This is a genomic window from Arenimonas donghaensis DSM 18148 = HO3-R19 (assembly GCF_000743535.1).
GTDB classification, from domain to species: domain Bacteria; phylum Pseudomonadota; class Gammaproteobacteria; order Xanthomonadales; family Xanthomonadaceae; genus Arenimonas; species Arenimonas donghaensis.
This window is the reverse complement of record NZ_AVCJ01000051.1, coordinates 81,324-98,017: the sequence shown is the minus strand read 5'-3', so window position 1 is coordinate 98,017 and position 16,694 is coordinate 81,324. Positions and strand designations below refer to the sequence as shown.

At 69.1% G+C, this 16,694-nt stretch carries 16 protein-coding genes; 3 read left to right on the top strand and 13 right to left on the bottom strand.

The window, feature by feature from the left end:
* Positions 1-69: 69 nt before the first annotated feature.
* The 5 genes from alaS to N788_RS13440 all read right to left on the bottom strand — a co-directional run bounded on the left by alaS (position 70) and on the right by N788_RS13440 (position 5,754).
* A complete protein-coding gene (gene alaS, locus N788_RS13460; protein ID WP_034226065.1) occupies positions 70-2,739 on the bottom strand; it encodes an alanine--tRNA ligase in 2,670 nt (889 codons plus the stop codon).
* 108 nt (positions 2,740-2,847) lie between these two features.
* A complete protein-coding gene (locus N788_RS13455; protein WP_152560499.1) occupies positions 2,848-3,324 on the bottom strand; it encodes a regulatory protein RecX in 477 nt (158 codons plus the stop codon).
* A 10-nt stretch (positions 3,325-3,334) separates the two neighbouring features.
* A complete protein-coding gene (gene recA / locus N788_RS13450; protein ID WP_051924671.1) occupies positions 3,335-4,369 on the bottom strand; it encodes a recombinase RecA in 1,035 nt (344 codons plus the stop codon).
* A 182-nt stretch (positions 4,370-4,551) separates the two neighbouring features.
* Positions 4,552-5,193 carry a transcriptional repressor LexA gene (lexA, locus tag N788_RS13445; protein WP_034226062.1) on the bottom strand — a complete coding sequence of 214 codons (642 nt, stop codon included), beginning with the start codon at positions 5,191-5,193 and terminating at the stop codon, positions 4,552-4,554.
* Between the two features lie 54 nt (positions 5,194-5,247).
* On the bottom strand, positions 5,248-5,754 hold the full coding sequence (locus N788_RS13440) for a CinA family protein (RefSeq protein WP_034226058.1): 507 nt from the start codon (positions 5,752-5,754) through the stop codon (positions 5,248-5,250).
* 131 nt (positions 5,755-5,885) lie between these two features.
* Between N788_RS13440 and N788_RS13435 the strand changes: the two genes are divergently transcribed.
* Positions 5,886-7,115 (top strand): TonB family protein, encoded by a 1,230-nt coding sequence (locus N788_RS13435; RefSeq protein ID WP_084696061.1) that lies wholly within the window; start codon positions 5,886-5,888, stop codon positions 7,113-7,115.
* A gap of 43 nt (positions 7,116-7,158) precedes the next feature.
* On the top strand, positions 7,159-9,741 hold the full coding sequence (gene mutS / locus N788_RS13430; RefSeq protein ID WP_034226056.1) for a DNA mismatch repair protein MutS: 2,583 nt from the start codon (positions 7,159-7,161) through the stop codon (positions 9,739-9,741).
* Here mutS and N788_RS13425 read toward each other — a convergent pair.
* On the bottom strand, positions 9,725-10,909 hold the full coding sequence (locus N788_RS13425) for a trans-sulfuration enzyme family protein (protein WP_034226053.1): 1,185 nt from the start codon (positions 10,907-10,909) through the stop codon (positions 9,725-9,727). The genes mutS and N788_RS13425 overlap by 17 nt on opposite strands.
* Positions 10,910-11,001: 92 nt before the next feature.
* Between N788_RS13425 and N788_RS13420 the strand changes: the two genes are divergently transcribed.
* Positions 11,002-11,478 (top strand): Lrp/AsnC family transcriptional regulator, encoded by a 477-nt coding sequence (locus tag N788_RS13420; protein ID WP_034226050.1) that lies wholly within the window; start codon positions 11,002-11,004, stop codon positions 11,476-11,478.
* Position 11,479: 1 nt separating this feature from the next.
* Here N788_RS13420 and N788_RS13415 read toward each other — a convergent pair whose 3' ends face one another.
* From N788_RS13415 to ffh, 7 genes are all read right to left on the bottom strand, one after another.
* Positions 11,480-11,875 carry an RNA-binding S4 domain-containing protein gene (locus N788_RS13415; RefSeq protein ID WP_034226047.1) on the bottom strand — a complete coding sequence of 132 codons (396 nt, stop codon included), beginning with the start codon at positions 11,873-11,875 and terminating at the stop codon, positions 11,480-11,482.
* Complete coding sequence (locus tag N788_RS13410; RefSeq protein ID WP_160171933.1) at positions 11,872-12,927, bottom strand: alpha/beta hydrolase family protein; 1,056 nt, start codon at positions 12,925-12,927, stop codon at positions 11,872-11,874. Before N788_RS13410 ends, N788_RS13415 begins: the two co-directional genes overlap by 4 nt.
* A gap of 113 nt (positions 12,928-13,040) precedes the next feature.
* Positions 13,041-13,409, bottom strand: coding sequence for a 50S ribosomal protein L19 (gene rplS / locus N788_RS13405; protein ID WP_034226038.1), 369 nt, complete (start codon positions 13,407-13,409; stop codon positions 13,041-13,043).
* A 137-nt stretch (positions 13,410-13,546) separates the two neighbouring features.
* Positions 13,547-14,305, bottom strand: a complete 759-nt coding sequence (gene trmD, locus N788_RS13400; protein WP_034226033.1) for a tRNA (guanosine(37)-N1)-methyltransferase TrmD — start codon at positions 14,303-14,305, stop codon at positions 13,547-13,549.
* A gap of 14 nt (positions 14,306-14,319) precedes the next feature.
* Positions 14,320-14,826 (bottom strand): ribosome maturation factor RimM, encoded by a 507-nt coding sequence (rimM, locus tag N788_RS13395; protein WP_034226028.1) that lies wholly within the window; start codon positions 14,824-14,826, stop codon positions 14,320-14,322.
* 34 nt (positions 14,827-14,860) lie between these two features.
* On the bottom strand, positions 14,861-15,118 hold the full coding sequence (gene rpsP / locus N788_RS13390) for a 30S ribosomal protein S16 (RefSeq protein ID WP_034226023.1): 258 nt from the start codon (positions 15,116-15,118) through the stop codon (positions 14,861-14,863).
* A 162-nt stretch (positions 15,119-15,280) separates the two neighbouring features.
* Positions 15,281-16,654 (bottom strand): signal recognition particle protein, encoded by a 1,374-nt coding sequence (gene ffh, locus N788_RS13385; protein ID WP_034226019.1) that lies wholly within the window; start codon positions 16,652-16,654, stop codon positions 15,281-15,283.
* Positions 16,655-16,694: the final 40 nt, after the last annotated feature.

The window sequence follows — 16,694 nt, the reverse complement described above, 5'->3', positions numbered from 1 at the left end:
CGGCGCGCGGCATGTCCCGGAGGATAGTTCGGCACCGCCCGTGGTGCAACGAAGCGCCTGATCCGGCGATCAGCCGCCCAGGCGCTCGCCAACCCAGGCCGGCACGTCGGCCAGCGCCGCCAGGAGCTCCGGCCCGTCGCTGCCGCCGCCCTGGGCCATGTCCGGCCGGCCGCCGCCCTTGCCGCCGATCCGGCCCGCCACGTGCGCGAGCAGCTCGCCGGCCTTCACCTTGCCCAGCGCGCCGCCCTGCACGCCCGCGACCAGCGAGGCTTTGCCATCGCTGGCCGAGGCCAGCAGGATCACGGCGTCGCCAAGGCGGGACTTGAGCTGGTCCACCGCCTCGCGCAGGGCCTTGGCGTCCAGGCCCTCCAGGCGCGCGGCGATGACCTTCACTCCGGCGATCTCCGGGGCGGACGCGGCCAGGTCGGCGGTGGCGCCGGCGGCGGCCCTGGCCTTGATCGATTCAAGCTCGCGCTCGAGCTTCTTCTGGCGATCGAGCAGTTGCTGCAACTTGTCCAGCACGTCACGCGGACTGCCGCCGAGCATGCCGGCGACCTGCGCCAGGCGGCGTTCCTCTTCGGCGATGTGGGCCAGCGCGCCTTCGCCCGTGACCGCCTCGATGCGGCGCACGCCGGCGGCCACGCCGCCTTCGCTCAGTATCTTGAACACGCCGATGTCGCCGGTGTGGCTGACGTGGGTGCCGCCGCAGAGCTCGGTTGAGAACCCGCCCATGCGCAGAACGCGCACGCGCTCGCCGTATTTCTCGCCGAACAGGGCCATGGCACCGAAATCCATCGCTTCCTGCATGCCCATGTGGTGGATCTCGGCCTCGGCATTGCCGCGGATCTCGGCATTGACCAGGGCCTCGATGCGCGCGAGTTCCTCCGGCGTGATCGCCTGGAAGTGCGAGAAGTCGAAGCGCAGGCGGTCGGGCGCCACCAGCGAGCCCTTCTGGGTGACGTGTTCGCCCAGCACCTGGCGCAGCGCGGCGTGCAGCAGGTGGGTGGCGGAGTGGTTGAGCACGATGGCCTGGCGCCGCGCCTGGTCGACCCGGGCGGAAACGCGGTCGCCGCAGGCGAGGCTGCCGGCGGCGAGCTTGCCGACGTGGCCATGGAAGACCCCCGACAGCTTCAGCGTGTCGGCGACCTCGAAGCGGGCACCGCCTGAATCGAGCAGCAGGCCGGTATCGCCCACCTGGCCGCCGGATTCCGCGTAGAACGGGGTCTGGTCGAGCAGCACCACGGCCTCGTCGCCGGCGGCGATCTGCTGGACCGGCTTGCCATCGCGCACCAGCGCGACGATGCGGCAGCCATCGGTGTCGACCGCATCGTAACCCTCGAACTGGGTGGGCTTGAGGCTGGCGACCAGCTCGGCGGGCAGCACCACGCCGCCGGCGAACTTGCTGGCGGCGCGGGCCCGGTCACGCTGCTGGCCCATCAGCGACTCGTATTCGTCCAGGGCACCGTCGGCCAGGGCCCAGCCCTTGTCGGCATTTTCGCGCAGCAGGTCGGCGATCAGGTCGGGCGGACAGCCATAGGTATCGTGCAGCTGGAACAGCTGCTCGCCGCGGATGCGATTCCCGGACGCGGCCAGGTAGTCCTGGAGGCGCGTCATGCCGGCATCGAGCGTCTGCGCGAACGCAGCCTCTTCGCCCTTGAGCGCCTGTTCGACCAGCGCCTGCTTCTTGGCCAGCTCCGGGTAGGCCTCGCCCATGACCTCGACAAGGGGCTTCACCATGCGCCAGAACTTGCCTTCGGGCGCGAGGCCGTCGAGCTTCCAGAAGTGGCGGATGGCGCGGCGGATGATGCGGCGGAGCACATAGCCGCGGCCTTCGTTGGACGGCAGCACGCCGTCCACGACCAGGAAGCTGCAGGCGCGGATGTGGTCGGCGATCACGCGCAGGGACTTGTTTTCCAGGTCGTCCTGCTTGCCGGTCAACGCGGCGGCGGCCTTGATCAGGTGCTGGAACAGGTCGATTTCGTAGTTGCTGTGCACGTGCTGCAGCACGGCGGCGAGGCGCTCCAGGCCCATGCCGGTGTCGACGCAGGGCGCTGGCAGGGGCAGCAGGGTGCCGTCGGCCTGGCGGTCGAACTGCATGAAGACGTTGTTCCAGATTTCGATGAAGCGGTCGCCGTCTTCGTCCGGGCTGCCCGGGGGACCGCCGGCGATGTGCGGACCGTGGTCGTAGAAGATTTCGCTGCACGGCCCGCAGGGCCCGGTGTCGGCCATTTGCCAGAAGTTGTCGCTGGCGAAGGGCGCGCCCTTGTTGTCGCCGATGCGGATGATGCGATCGGCCGGCAGCCCGACTTCCTTGTGCCAGATGTCGAAAGCCTCGTCGTCCGTGTGGTAGATGGTGACGAGCAGCCGGTCCTTGGGCAGTTTCCAGACCTCGGTCAGCAGTTCCCAGGCCCAGGTGATGGCCTCGCGCTTGAAGTAGTCGCCGAAGCTGAAGTTGCCCAGCATCTCGAAGAAGGTGTGGTGGCGCGCGGTGTATCCCACCTGGTCGAGGTCGTTGTGCTTGCCACCGGCGCGCACGCAGCGCTGCGAGGACACCGCCCGCGAATAGCTGCGCTTCTCGGCGCCCAGGAACACGTCCTTGAACTGCACCATGCCGGCGTTGGTGAACAGCAGGGTCGGGTCGTTGCCGGGCACGAGCGGGCTGGAGGGCACGATGGTGTGGCCCTTGGCGCGGAAGAACTCAAGGAAGTCCTGGCGGATCTGGTGGCTGGTCTGGGTCATGGTCTGGCTGGCAGTGAAGTCGGGGGCGGCACCCTGAAGGTGCGGCCGGACCCACAAGATTACCAGCCTGGGCCGGCCAACCGGACCAAAACGGCCCGCAATGGCAGGCTAGAACTCGTCGTCTCCGGCCGCCCGGCCGCGCACGGCGGCCCAGGCGCTGTCCTGGTCGAAGCCACGACGGAGCAGGAACTCGACGGCCTTGCGGCGACGGGCCGGGTCGGCCAGCACCTCGGTCGTCCAGCGGCGCTCCACCTGGCGGCGCGCCAGGTCAGGCCAGTCGGCCTCGCAGGCCTCCAGGGCCAGGACAATCGCATCCTCGCCCAGGCCGTGGCCGGCCAACTCGACCCGTATGCGAACGGGGCCATAGCCGGAGCTGGCGCGGTCCCGGGCGAAACAGGCGGCAAAACGCGCGTCGTCCTGGTAACCCTGCCCGGCCAGCTTCTCGACCGCGGCACTGGCCTCGGCGGGCTCGATGCCCCGCTGTTCAAGCTTGCGGGCCAGGTCGCGCCGGGAGTGCTCACGCCTGACCAGCAGGCCCAGGGCCCGCTGGTAGGCGTCTGCCGGTTCGCCGCGCGCCCGACCCATGCCGGCGTCCTCAGCCCTCGGCGGTTTCGGACTTCTCTTCGCCAATCACCAGGCCGGGCACGAACTTCTCGCGCAGCTTGGCTTCCAGGTCCTTGGCCACGGCCGGGTTGTCCTTGAGCCACTGGCGGACGTTTTCCTTGCCCTGGCCGATGCGTTCATCGTTGTAGCTGTACCAGGCGCCCGCCTTGTCGATCAGCTTGGCATCCACGCCCATCTCGATCAGTTCGCCTTCGCGGCTGATGCCCTCGCCATAAAGGATTTCGGTGACGATGATCTTGAACGGCGGCGCCATCTTGTTCTTGACCACCTTGATCTTGGTCTGGTTGCCGATGATTTCGTCGCCCTTCTTCACCGCGCCGATGCGGCGGATATCCAGGCGCACCGAGGCGTAGAACTTGAGCGCATTGCCGCCGGTGGTGGTTTCCGGGCTCTGGCCCGGCATCATGATGCCGATCTTCATGCGCAGCTGGTTGATGAAGATGACCATGCAGTTGCTGCGCTTGATGTTGCCGGTGAGCTTGCGCAGGGCCTGGCTCATCAGGCGGGCCTGCAGGCCCGGCAGCTGGTCGCCCATCTCGCCCTCGATTTCGGCGCGCGGGGTGAGCGCGGCGACCGAATCCACCACCACCATGTCCACCGAGTTGGAGCGCACCAGCATGTCGGCGATTTCCAGGGCCTGTTCGCCGGTGTCGGGCTGGCTGACCAGCAGGTCGTCGATGTTCACGCCCAGCTTGACCGCGTAGGTGGGGTCGAGCGCGTGCTCGGCGTCGATGAAGGCCGCGGTGCCGCCGGCCTTCTGGCACTCGGCGATGGCCTGCAGGGTCAGCGTGGTCTTGCCCGAGGATTCCGGCCCGTAGATTTCCACGACCCGGCCCTTGGGCAGGCCGCCGATGCCCAGCGCGATGTCGAGCATCAGCGAACCGGTGCCGATGACCTCGGCCGCCTCGGTCGACTTGTCGCCCATGCGCATGACCGCACCCTTGCCGAACTGCTTTTCGATCTGGCCCAGGGCGGCGGTCAGGGCACGCTTCTTGTTCTCGTCCATCGTCTTGTTCCTCGGGGTCTTGTTGTCAGTGGGCGCCAGGTTAGCGGGGCCGGGTCTCACGGATTGAGAAGGCGCCGGCGCCCCTGAATCTTCACCTTTCGCCGGGCCGGCGGCTGCTTCCTGGGCTTCGATTCGCTGTAGGGAGTTGGACTTCTTCCGCGTCGTTTTCTTCTGGCCCAGGCTCAACGGTTCGGCCTCACGAGGCCGCAGTACAGGCCCTCGATGGCGAAGTCCTGGTCCGGTTGGACCACGATGGGCGCGTAGTCGGGGTTGCGGGGCAGGAGGCGGATGCCGTCCTTGCCGATCTTGAGCAGCTTCACGGTGATTTCCTCTTCAATGCGGGCGACCACGATCTGGCCGCTGCGTGCGTCGTTGGTGCGGTGCACGCCGATCAGGTCGCCGTGCAGGATGCCTTCGTCGCGCATGGAGTCACCCTTCACCCGCAGCAGGTAGTCGGGCGCGGGCGAAAAGAACACACGATCGAGCAGGACCATGTCCTGCACGCCGGCGTCGGCGCCGATGGGCAGGCCGGCGGCGACCTGGCCCAGGACCGGCAGACGCAGTGCGTCCCCGGCCGCCGGGACGAGGTCGGCGGCCGGGGACGACGGCGATGGGGCGCCCTGCAGGCGGATGCCGCGCGCCTGCCCGGGCACGCGGCGGATGGCGCCGGCCTGCTCCAGGGCTTCGAGATGGTATTGGGCCGCGCGCACGCCCTTGAAACCAAAAGCATGGGCGATCTCGACCTGGGACGGCGGCACGCCGTCGGCCTCGATGCGCTCGGTGATCATGGCCAGGATGGCCTGCTGGGTGTCGGTGATGTCCATTAGTAGTAATACTACTAACGAACCCTCGGGGGCTGTCAAGCCCCGCGTATGTCCCTAGCTGGCCAGGGCCATCAGGCCGTGCAGCGCCGCGGCCACCGTCTGCCGGCGCACCGCGTCGCGGTCGCCGTCGAAGTGGAAGAGCTCGGCCTTGGGATAACCGCCACGCCGCTTCCAGCCGATCCAGACCGTGCCGACCGGCTTGTCGGGATTGCCGCCGGTGGGGCCGGCGATGCCGGTCACCGCCACGGCGATGCTGGCGCCGGAATTGACCAGGGCCCCGGACACCATCTCGGTGACGGTTTCCCGGCTGACGGCGCCGTGTTCGACCAGGGTCTCGGGCCGCACGCCCAGCAGCGCTTGCTTGGCCTCGTAGCTGTAGGCCGCCATGCCGCAGTCGAACCAGGCCGAACAGCCCGGGATGTCGGTGATCATCTTGGCGATCCAGCCGCCGGTGCAGCTTTCGGCGGTGGCCAGCATCAGGTGGCTGGCCTGCAGGCGGTCGCCGACCTGTTCGGCCAGGGCGTGCAGGGCATCGTCTGAAAGCAGGCTGGGGTCGCTCATCGGGATAGCGTAGTCGCGGCCTCTGCCGCTGGCTATCCATGGCTGCCGTCGTCGGCGCTTGACTTTAAGAATTACAGATGTAATCTCCAATTAGGATTACACCTGTAAACCAAAATACCGCCGGGGAAACCATGCTCGAAGCGCTCTGGACAATGGCCCAATTGCTGACCCTCGTCAGTTCACTGGCAATCGTGCTCGTGCTGCTGGCGCGCCCCCTGCTCCAACGTAGCTTCGGTTCCGAGCTGGCTTACATGGCTTGGGCAGCCGTCCCACTCGCACTTCTGGCGGTCCTGGTGCCGCAGGCGCCCTCGCCTGTTCCGCACCCGGTGGTCTCGGGATGGACCGCTCAGACCATGTCGGCGGTCCAGGCCTCGATCCAGCAGGCGCCCACCGACCCACGGCCCTGGCTGCTGGCGATCTGGTGCTTGGGTGCGCTGGCCATGCTGGTATCGATGGCGCGGACCCAGCGGCGGTTCGCACGACAGGTAGCCCGGCAGCCCGGGCAGGCCTTCGATTGCTGTGAGCAAGCCAGTCCGGCGGTCTTCGGCCTTTGGCGCCCCCGCATTGTCCTGCCCGTGGACTTCGCAACGCGCTACGACGTGCATGAGCAGGCGTTGCTGCTGGCGCACGAGCACGAACACCTGCGTCGAAACGACATACCCGCTCAGGCCTTGGCATCCGTGCTGCGCTGCGTGTTCTGGTTCAACCCACTGATGCACCTGGCGGCACGCCGATTCCGGCTCGACCAGGAACTGGCCTGCGACGCGGCCGTGCTTCGCCGGCACCCGCGGGAACGCCGACGTTACGGCGAAGCCATGCTCAAGACCCAGCTGGCGGCGCTCAGCCTGCCGCTTGGCTGCCATTGGCCTTCGTGCCATCCCCTGAAGGAGAGGATCACCATGCTCAAACAATCCGCACCTGGCCCGGCCCGCCGTCGCTTCGGCAGTAGCGTGATCGCCGCCGGTCTTGCTGTCCTGGCCCTGGGTGCCTGGGCCGCACAGCCTTCGGAGGCAGCGAAGGCAGGCATGAAACCGTTGCAGGCCTTGACCGACGACGACGTCATCGTCCAACCCAAGTATCCGGCGGCAGCAGTCAAGGAAGGTATCGGCGGCCTGGTCGTGCTTGACCTCCTGATTGGCGATGACGGCATTCCCACCGACATCCGCGTGCATCGCGCCGACCCGGAGGGTGTATTCGAGAAACAAGCGGTCGAGGCCGCGCGGGAATGGCGATTCAATGCCGGACGCGAAGGACGGCGCGGAGACAAGGTAGAGGGCTGGATCAGGGTCCCCGTGAAGTTCACGCCACCTGCAACGACCCCGCCCTCCGCGTCGCCATCGCCGGCAGAATCCGAAGCCTGACCCACTTCCGGCACAATAGGGCGGTTCAACCACCGCCCTACCCATGTCCGCAGAACAGAACAACGCCCCGCAACACACCCCGCTGATGAAGCAGTTCTTCGCTGCCAAGGCGGAGTACCCCGACATCCTGCTGTTCTTCCGGATGGGCGACTTCTACGAGCTGTTCTACGACGACGCCCGCAAGGCGGCGCGCCTGCTGGACATCACCCTGACCCAGCGCGGCAGTTCGGGCGGCTCGCCGATCCCGATGGCCGGCGTGCCGGTGCACGCCTACGAAGGCTATCTCGCGCGACTGGTGGCGCTGGGCGAATCGGTGGCCATCTGCGAACAGATCGGCGACCCGGCCGCCAGCAAGGGGCTGGTCGAACGCAAGGTCGTCCGCATCGTCACCCCGGGCACGGTCACCGACGAGGCCCTGCTGCAGGAGCGCCGCGACACCTTGCTCATGGCGGTCAGCCGCGGCCGCGGCGGTTTCGGCCTGGCCTGGGCCGACCTCGCCGGTGGCCGCTTCCTGGTCTCGGAGGTCGCCGACGAAGACCAGCTGGCCGCCGAACTGGCCCGGCTCGACCCGGCCGAGCTGCTGCTGCCCGACGAAGACGGCTGGCCGGCCTTCCTGGCCACCCAGCCCGGCCTGCGCCGACGCCCGCCCTGGGGTTTCGACGCCGACGCCTGCCGGCGCCAGCTGCTGAAATTCTTCGGCCTGCACGACCTCGGCGGCTTCGGCCTGGAAGACAAGCCGCTGCCCACCGCCGCCGCCGGCGCCCTGCTCGCCTACGTCGAGGAAACGCAGAAGCAGCAGCTGCCCCACCTGACCGCCATCGCCTTCGAATCGGCCGGCGACGGCATTGCGCTCAACGCCGCGACGCGCCGGCACCTGGAACTCGACAGCCGCACCGACGGCCGCAGCGAACACACCCTGCTGGGCGTGCTCGACACCAGCGTCAGCCCGATGGGCGGGCGGCTGCTGCGACGCTGGCTGAACCGGCCGCTGCGCGACCGGACCGTGCTCGGCCAGCGCCACCACGCGGTGGCCACGTTCATCGACGCCGGCAGCCACGAGACCCTGCGCGAAACCTTCCGCGGCCTGGGCGACATCGAACGCATCCTGTCGCGGGTCGCGCTTCGTTCGGCGCGTCCGCGCGACCTGTCGACCCTGCGCGACGGCCTGGGCCTGCTGCCGGGCGTGCGCGAGGTGCTGGCACCGCTGGATTCGCCGCGCCTGGCGGCGCTCGCCGCCGAACTGGGCGAACACGACGCCGCCGCCGACCTGCTGGCGCGCGCCGTGGTGACCCAGCCGCCGGTGCTGATGCGCGACGGCGGCGTCATCGCCGAAGGCTTCGATGCCGAACTCGACGAGCTGCGCAGCCTGTCCACCACCGCCGACCAGTTCCTGGTCGATCTCGAGGCCCGCGAACGCGCCGCCACCGGCATCGCCACGCTCAAGGTCGGCTACAACCGCGTGCACGGTTATTTCATCGAGATCAGCAAGGGCCAGGCGGCCAAGGCGCCCACGCACTACACGCGCCGGCAGACCCTGACCGGCGCCGAACGCTACATCACCGAAGAACTCAAGTCCTTCGAGGACAAGGTGCTCAGCGCCCGCGAGCGCGCGCTGACCCGCGAGAAGGCGCTGTACGAGGAACTGCTGGAAACGCTCAACCAGTCGCTCGAAGCCCTCAAGCGCTGCGCCGCCGCGCTGAGCGAGCTCGACGTGCTGGCCGCCTTCGCCGAGCGCGCCCAGGCCCTGGACTGGTCGCGGCCCGAGCTCACCGACGCCCCGGGCCTGCGCATCGAACGCGGTCGCCACCCGGTGGTCGAAGCGGTGCGCGACGAACCCTTCGAACCCAACGACCTGGTGCTGGATGAAAACCGCCGCATGCTGGTGATCACCGGCCCGAACATGGGCGGCAAGAGCACCTACATGCGCCAGAACGCGCTGATCGTGCTGCTGGCGCACATCGGCAGCTTCGTGCCGGCGGCGCGTGCGGTCATCGGTCCGGTCGACCGTGTGCTGACCCGCATCGGCGCCGGCGACGACCTGGCGCGCGGCCAGTCCACCTTCATGGTGGAAATGTCCGAGACCAGCTACATCCTCCACCACGCCACCGCCAACTCGCTGGTGCTGATGGACGAGATCGGCCGCGGCACCTCGACCTACGACGGCCTGGCGCTGGCCGAAGCCTGCGCCCGCCACCTGGCGCAGGCCAACCGCGCCTACACGCTGTTCGCCACCCACTATTTCGAGCTGACGGCCCTCGCCGAGCCCGGCAGCGGCATTGCCAACGTGCACCTGGACGCGATCGAACACGGCGACCGCCTGGTCTTCATGCACGCGGTGAAGGACGGCCCGGCCAATCGCAGCTTCGGCCTGCAGGTGGCGGCGCTGGCCGGCCTGCCGCGCAGCGTGGTCGAGCAGGCCCGGCGCACGCTGGCGGCGCTGGAACAGCGCGGTCAATCGCAGGCGGTGCCGGCCATGGACCCGGCGGCACTGGACGCGCCCCAGCAGTTCGGCCTGTTCGCGCCGCAGACGTCGCCGGCGATGGAAGCCCTCGATGCCATCGACCCGGACGAACTGACGCCCAAGCAGGCGCTTGAGGCGCTTTACCGGCTCAGGCAACTGCGCTGAGGCGCGCACCCTCCAGGGCCTGGGCCAAATCGTTCCAGAGGTCGTCCACCTGCTCGATGCCCACCGACAGCCGCAGCAGGCCCGGGCCGATGCCACTGGCCAGCCGCGCCTGGGGATCCACGACGCGGTGGGTCAGCCCGGCCGGATGCTGGATCAGCGTATCCACCGAACCCAGGCTCACCGCCGGCGTCATCAGGCGCACGCGCGACATCACCGCGGCGGCGGCGTCGTAACCCCCGTGCAGGTCGAAGGCCATCAGCGCGCCCGGCCCGCGCATCTGCGTCCCCACCAGGTGCGCATTGCGCACGGTACCCAGGCCCGGGAAGAACACCCGCGCCACCGCGGGATGCGCGGCCAGGCGATCGGCCAGTGCCACCGCGTTGGCCTGGGCCCGTTCGACCCGCAGCGCCAGGGTCGGCAGGCCGCGGTGCAGCAGGTAGGCGCCCAGCGGATGCAGCAGGGCACCGGTGGCTGCACGCACGGTGCGCAGGGGCTGCGCGTGCTGCTCGGCGCAGCAGATGACGCCGGCGATGACGTCGCCATGGCCACCCAGGAACTTGGTGGCGCTGTGCATCACGTAGGTCGCGCCCAACGATGCGGGCTGCTGCAGCACCGGCGTCGCGAAGGTTGAGTCCACCAGCACCGGCACGTCGCCGGCGGCCTCGACCACGGCGCGGATGTCCACCAGGTCGAGCGTGGGGTTGGCCGGGGTTTCGATGATCACCAGCGCGGTGTCGGCACGGCGGCGCGCGGCGATGTCGCCGGCGTCCACGAATTCGGTTTCCAGCCCGCACAGGCCCGAGGCCAGCAGGTGGTCGGAGGTGCCGTACAGCGGCCGCACCACGAGCACGTGGCCGCCCCGCGAGCGCGCGTCGAGCAGCACGGCGGTCAGCGCCGCCATGCCTGAGCCGTAGGCGACGCAGGCTTCGGTGCCCTCGAGGCTGGCAAGCGCGTTTTCGACCCTCGCGACCGTCGGGTTGTGCAGGCGTGCGTAGATGGGATTGGCGGCGCTGGCGGCCCCGCCGACCAGGGCGTCGAAACTCGCCGTGCCCGCGTCGAGGTCGGTCACCGGATAGGTCGTGGACAGGTCGATCGGCGGTGCATGCAAGCCCAGGCGGGTCAGGTCTTCGCGGCCGGCGTGCACGGCCAGGGTTTCGAAACGGGTCATGGCGGGCTCCGAGGGCGGCAGGCGGGTACTATGGCCCGGGCTGCCAAAGGATTCGGAGCAGCCGAATTCTATTTCTTGCAGCGGAGCTTCCCATGCACCTGGACCGAACAGACTTCGCCCTGCTACGCCTGCTGCGAAAGAATGCTCGATTGCCCAACAAGGACCTGGCGGCCCGGGTGGGCGTGGCGCCGTCCACCGCGCTCGAGCGCGTCCGGCGGCTGCGCGAGGCCGGTGTGCTGCAGGGTTTCCACGCCGAAGTGGCGCCGTCGGCCGTGGGCATCGGACTGCAGGCCATGGTCGCGGTGCGCCTGGCGCGGCATTCGCGACCCCAGGTCGAAGCCATCCACGCGCACCTGCTGTCGCTGCCGGAAGTGCTGTGCCTGTACCACGTGGCGGGCGCCGATGACTTCCTCGTGCACGTGGGCGTCCGCGACAGCAACCACCTGCGCGACTTCGCCATGTCGGCGCTGACCAGCCGCGAGGAAGTAGCGCATATCCAGACCCACCTGATCTTCGCCTTCTCCCGCAATCCCGAGCTGCCGGTTTACGCGCAGGCCGGCGAGGACTGAACTACAGCGTGTCCAGGTCGCCCAGGGCCTGGATCAGGCGGCGGGCGCGCTTGTCGGGCTTGCCCGCGGGCGGCTTGTACCCGGCGACGGCGGCGCGGCGCTGCGCGGCCGCCTGCAGCCGGGCTTCGCGCGCGGCCTCGTCCTCGGCGTAAAGCGCCTGCGCCTCCCGGGCCGGGCCACGACGCTGGCTCAGGCCCAGCACCTGCAACGCGAAGACATCCTCACCGCGGCGCACCACCATCGCCTCGCCGATGCGCACCGCGCGCGAGGCCTTGGCACCCTGCCCCGCGACCTGCACCTTGCCGCCCTCGATGGCCTGTTTGGCCAGGGCCCGGGTCTTGTAGAAGCGGGCCGCCCAGAGCCAGACGTCGAGCCTTACCGCGTCGACCTCGCTCATCGATCCTGCCCGGAAAGTGCTGCCTCGATGCGGCGGGCCAGTTCCAGCGAACGCGGACTGGCCAGGCCGCCGTAGCGGTCGTCGAGCTGCACCAGGGCATCGCGGGCCGCGATCGCGTCGCCGGCGGCGAGGCTGGCTTCGGCGGCGTCCAGCGCCGCCGTCACCGCCGCATCAAGGGTTGCCCGGCAAGCCTCGGCGGTGGCCGGCGCCTGCACCGGCGACTCCAGGCGATCGAGCGCCTTGGCCAGCCCGCGGGCGTCGGGAACCCAGTGGTCCAGGCGCGATGGCACGAAGCCGCTGGCGCCGTCGAAACACAGTGCGTCGAAACGTTCCCGCGACAGGTCGTCGTTGCGCCGGTTCGGCATGTCCTGGCTGCCGCTGACCAGCACGAAACGACTGCGCGATCGCGCCAGCTCGAACAGCGCGCGCTCCGGCGGCGGCATCAGGTTGTCGCCCACCTGCACGCTGCCGGCGAACTGCAGGCTGCCCTGGAAGACGTCCGGCCAGGCCAGGGCCACCCGTTGCGCCAGCCGCGCACCGCCGGAAAACCCGCCGACATAACGACGGGCCGGGTCGATCCGGAGATTGGCGGTCGCATGGGCGTAGGCATGAAGCACCGCGGGGATGCGCCGACCGAAAACGTCGGCGTCGTTGCCGGCACCCTGGGGCTGGACCAGCACGATGCCGCGCTGTTCGAGCACGCGTTTCCAGTCCGAAGGCATCGCGAACTCGTCCATCGGCGGGACGAAAACCAGCAGGCCGTAGCCAGCTTCCGGCACCTGCCTGGGCACGTACATGTCCACCAGGAAATCGCCGGGGGCGAACGGTTCGGCGGCCAGGCTGCGACCTTCGGCCGCCAGGAAGCGGGCGACGTCGCGGCCCGACAGCGGGCTGAGCAGGCGACGGGCGAACTGGGGGCCGTCGACCAGGTCGGAGGGCGCCTGGACCACCTGGCCTTCGACCCAGCCAGGCGCGGCATCGATTGCGGCGTTCGCGGCACCCGCGCAGGCCAGCATCACCAGCGCCCAGGCCGCCATGCGATGGCGACGCAAACCGCACACTGACCCTGGAAACGTATTGGCCATGGGCAGATGCTGCGACCATCCTTTCAGCAAAGCAAACGGCCGCCCTGGGGCGGCCGTTTGGATGACGCTGCGAGCAAGGATCAGCTGGCCGAACGGGCAGCCAGGTCTTCCTTGATGCGGGCCTTCTTGCCCTGCAGCGCGCGCAGGTAGTACAGCTTGCTCTGGCGGACCTTGCCGTGGCGCTTGACGGTCACCGAGTCGATGATGGCGCTGTGGGTCTGGAACACGCGCTCGACGCCGAAGCCGTGCGAGATCTTGCGCACGGTGAAGGCGGAGTTCAGGCCGGCGTTCTTGATCGCGATGACCACGCCTTCGTAGGCCTGCAAACGCTCGCGGTTGCCTTCCTTGACCTTGACGTTGACGACGATCGTGTCGCCCTGGGAGAACTTCGGCATTTCCCGGGTGGCCTGCTCGGCCTCGAACTGCTGCAGCAGCTTGTGGATGCTCATGATATTTACGCCTGTGATGTTTGTTTTGAGTGCGCGCCAGAGGCCCGGGAACCGTGCTTGGCTATCGTGGATCGGGTCGATGGGCTGACCGTGGAGCCGCGCAGTATACCCGCGCAAGCCATTGAAAGGGAAGCGGTTCAGGCCCGCGGCGGCTGGATGGCCTGCCACTGCCGGATGAAGTCCGCCAGCAGGGCCCGGTCGGCCGCGTCCAGCCGGGCCCGGGCCAGCAGGTCCGGCCGCCGCAGCCAGGTCCGGCCCAGGCTCTGCTGCCGGCGCCAGCGGGCGATGGCGGCGTGGTCGCCCGAGAGCAGCACCGCCGGCACTCCCTCGGTCCCGGCGGCCTCGGACCGGGTGTAATGCGGGCAGTCGAGCAGGCCGTCCTCGAAGCTGTCCTGGCTGGCCGAATCGGCGTGGTTGAGCGCGCCTTCCTGCAGCCGGCCGACGGCGTCCACCAGCACGGCGGCCGCCAGCTCGCCGCCCGACAGCACGTAGTCGCCGATGGAAATCTCCTCGTCCACCTCGCGTTCGATGAAACGCTCGTCCAGGCCTTCGTAGCGACCGCAAAGCAGCACCAGGCGCGGCATGGCGGCCAGTTCGCGGACCCGGGCCTGGGTCAGGCGCGGGCCCTGGGGGCTGAGGTAGACCACGTGCGCCGGCGCCGGGTCGGCCGCCTTCGCGGCGCCCAGGCAGGCGGCCAGCGGTTCGGCCAGCATCAGCATGCCGGGGCCACCCCCGAAGGGACGCTGGTCGACCCGGCGGTAGTTGTCCGTGGCGTAGTCGCGCGGGTTCCAGGCCTGGACCTGCAGCAGCCCGCGCTCGCCGGCGCGGCCAACCACGCCCAGCGCGGCGCTTTCGCGGATGAACTCGGGGAACAGGCTGATGACGTCGATGCGCATGGGCTGCGCCGGACTCAGAAGTCCGGGTCCCAGTCGACGACGATGCGGCCGGCCTCGAAGTCGACGGAAACGATGACCTGGCCGGTGACGAAGGGCAGCAGGCGCTTGCGCTCGCCCTCGACCACCATCACGTCGTTGGCGCCGGTTTCGAACAGGTGCGACACCTTGCCCAGGCCGACGCCTTCGGTGGTTTCCACGGCCAGCCCCTCGAGGTCGGCCCAGTAGTACTCGCCCGGCCCCGGAGGCGGCAGCCGGTCGCGCGGCACCCAGATTTCGGTGCCGGCCAGGGCGTCTGCCTGTTCGCGGGTTTCAACGCCCGGGAACCGGGCGATGACGGTCTTGGTGGTGTCGCGACCAAGCACGCCCGAAATCTCGCGCTCGGAATCACCGGAACGCAAGATCCAGGGTTGGTAGCGGAACAGGGCGTCGCGGGGATCGGTCCAGGAAAAGAGCTTGAGCTCGCCCCGGACGCCAAAGGCGCCGTCGACCCTGCCCAGCAGGATGCGGCGCCCGGGTGTCATGTCAGCAGGCCTCGCGCGGGGCGAGGCCGGGACCTCAGGCCGCAGCCTTGGCCGAGGAGACTTCCTTCACCAGCGCACTGACCTTCTCGGTCAGCTGGGCGCCGTGGGAAACCCAATGCTTGACGCGGTCGGTGTCGAGCTCGACGCGCTTTTCGTTGCCCTGGGCGACCGGGTTGTAATAACCCAGGCGCTCGATCGAGCGGCCGTCGCGCTTCTTGCGCGAGTCGGTGACGATGATGTGGTAGAAGGGGCGCTTCTTGGCGCCGCCGCGGGTCAGACGGATCTTGACCATGTGGATTAGCTCTGCAGTTCTGGGAGGTGGTCCGGACAGCTTGGCGGGCCGGGGAATCGCGGATTATAGCGGGACTGGGCGCATGAAGGGAAGCCGGCCGTCCATTCGGGACTGAAGTCCCTCCCACGGCGGCACCCCGGCCTTTCCCAGGGGCCTGGCGGCTCAGCGCCCGGGGAAACGGCCCGGGAAGCCCCCGCCCATCATGCCCTTCATGCCCCGCATCAGTCCCTTCATGCCGCCCTGGGACAGCTTGGACATCATTTTTTCCATCTGCTGGTACTGCTTGAGCACCTTGTTCACGTCGGCCGGGGTGGTGCCCGAACCACGGGCCACGCGGGCCCGGCGCGAACCGTTCAGGAGGCCCGGGTTCCGGCGCTCCTTCTTGGTCATCGAATTGATGATGGCCACCATGCGCGGCACTTCCTTGCCGGTGACCTGGCTCTTGACGTGCTCGGGCATCTGGCCCATGCCCGGCAGCTTGTCCATCAGGCCCGACAGGCCACCCATGTTCTGCATCTGCTCGAGCTGGTCGCGCATGTCGTTGAGGTCGAACTTCTTGCCCTTGGCGACCTTCTCGGCGAGCTTCTGGGCCTTGTCCTTGTCGACCTTCTGTTCGACTTCCTCGACCAGGCTGAGCACGTCGCCCATGTCCAGGATGCGGCTGGCGGCGCGGTCGGGGTGGAAGACGTCCAGGCCGTCGGGCTTTTCGCCGACACCGACGAACTTGATCGGCTTGCCGGTGATGTAGCGAACGCTCAGCGCGGCGCCGCCGCGGGCGTCGCCATCGGTCTTGGTCAGCACCACGCCGGTCAGCGGCAGGGCCTCGGAAAAAGCCTTGGCGGTGGCCGCGGCGTCCTGGCCGGTCATGGCGTCGACCACGAACAGGGTCTCCACCGGCTTGACCGCGGCATGCAGGGCCTGGATCTCGGCCATCATGGCCTCGTCGATCGTGGTGCGGCCGGCGGTGTCCACCAGCAGCACGTCGACGAAACTCTTGCGCGCGTCCTCGATGGCGGCGCGCACGATGGCCTCGGGCTTCTGGTCGGCACTGGACGGGAAGAACAGCACGTCCACCTGCTTGGCCAGGGTGCGCAGCTGCTCGATCGCGGCCGGACGGTAGACGTCGGCCGACACCACCATCACCTTTTTCTTCTTGCGTTCCTTCAGGTGCTTGGCGAGCTTGCCGACCGTGGTGGTCTTGCCCGCGCCCTGCAGGCCGGCCATCAGGATGACCGCCGGTGCCGGCACGTTGAGGTTGAGTTCGCTGGCCGTCGAGCCCATGACCGCGGCCATCTCGTCGCGCACGACCTTGATCAGGGCCTGGCCCGGGGTCAGGCTGGTGAGCACTTCCTGGCCAACCGCACGCGCCTTGATGCGCTCGATCAGGGCCGACACCACCGGCAGGGCGACGTCGGCCTCGAGCAGGGCGATGCGCACCTCGCGGGTGGCTTCCCGGATGTTTTCCTCGGTCAGGCGGCCGCGGCCGCGAAGCTTCTGGAGGGTGCCGGAAAGGCGCTGGGTCAGCGACTCGAACATGGGCCAGGGGTCTTCCTGAAAGGGGCGCGAAGTATAACGC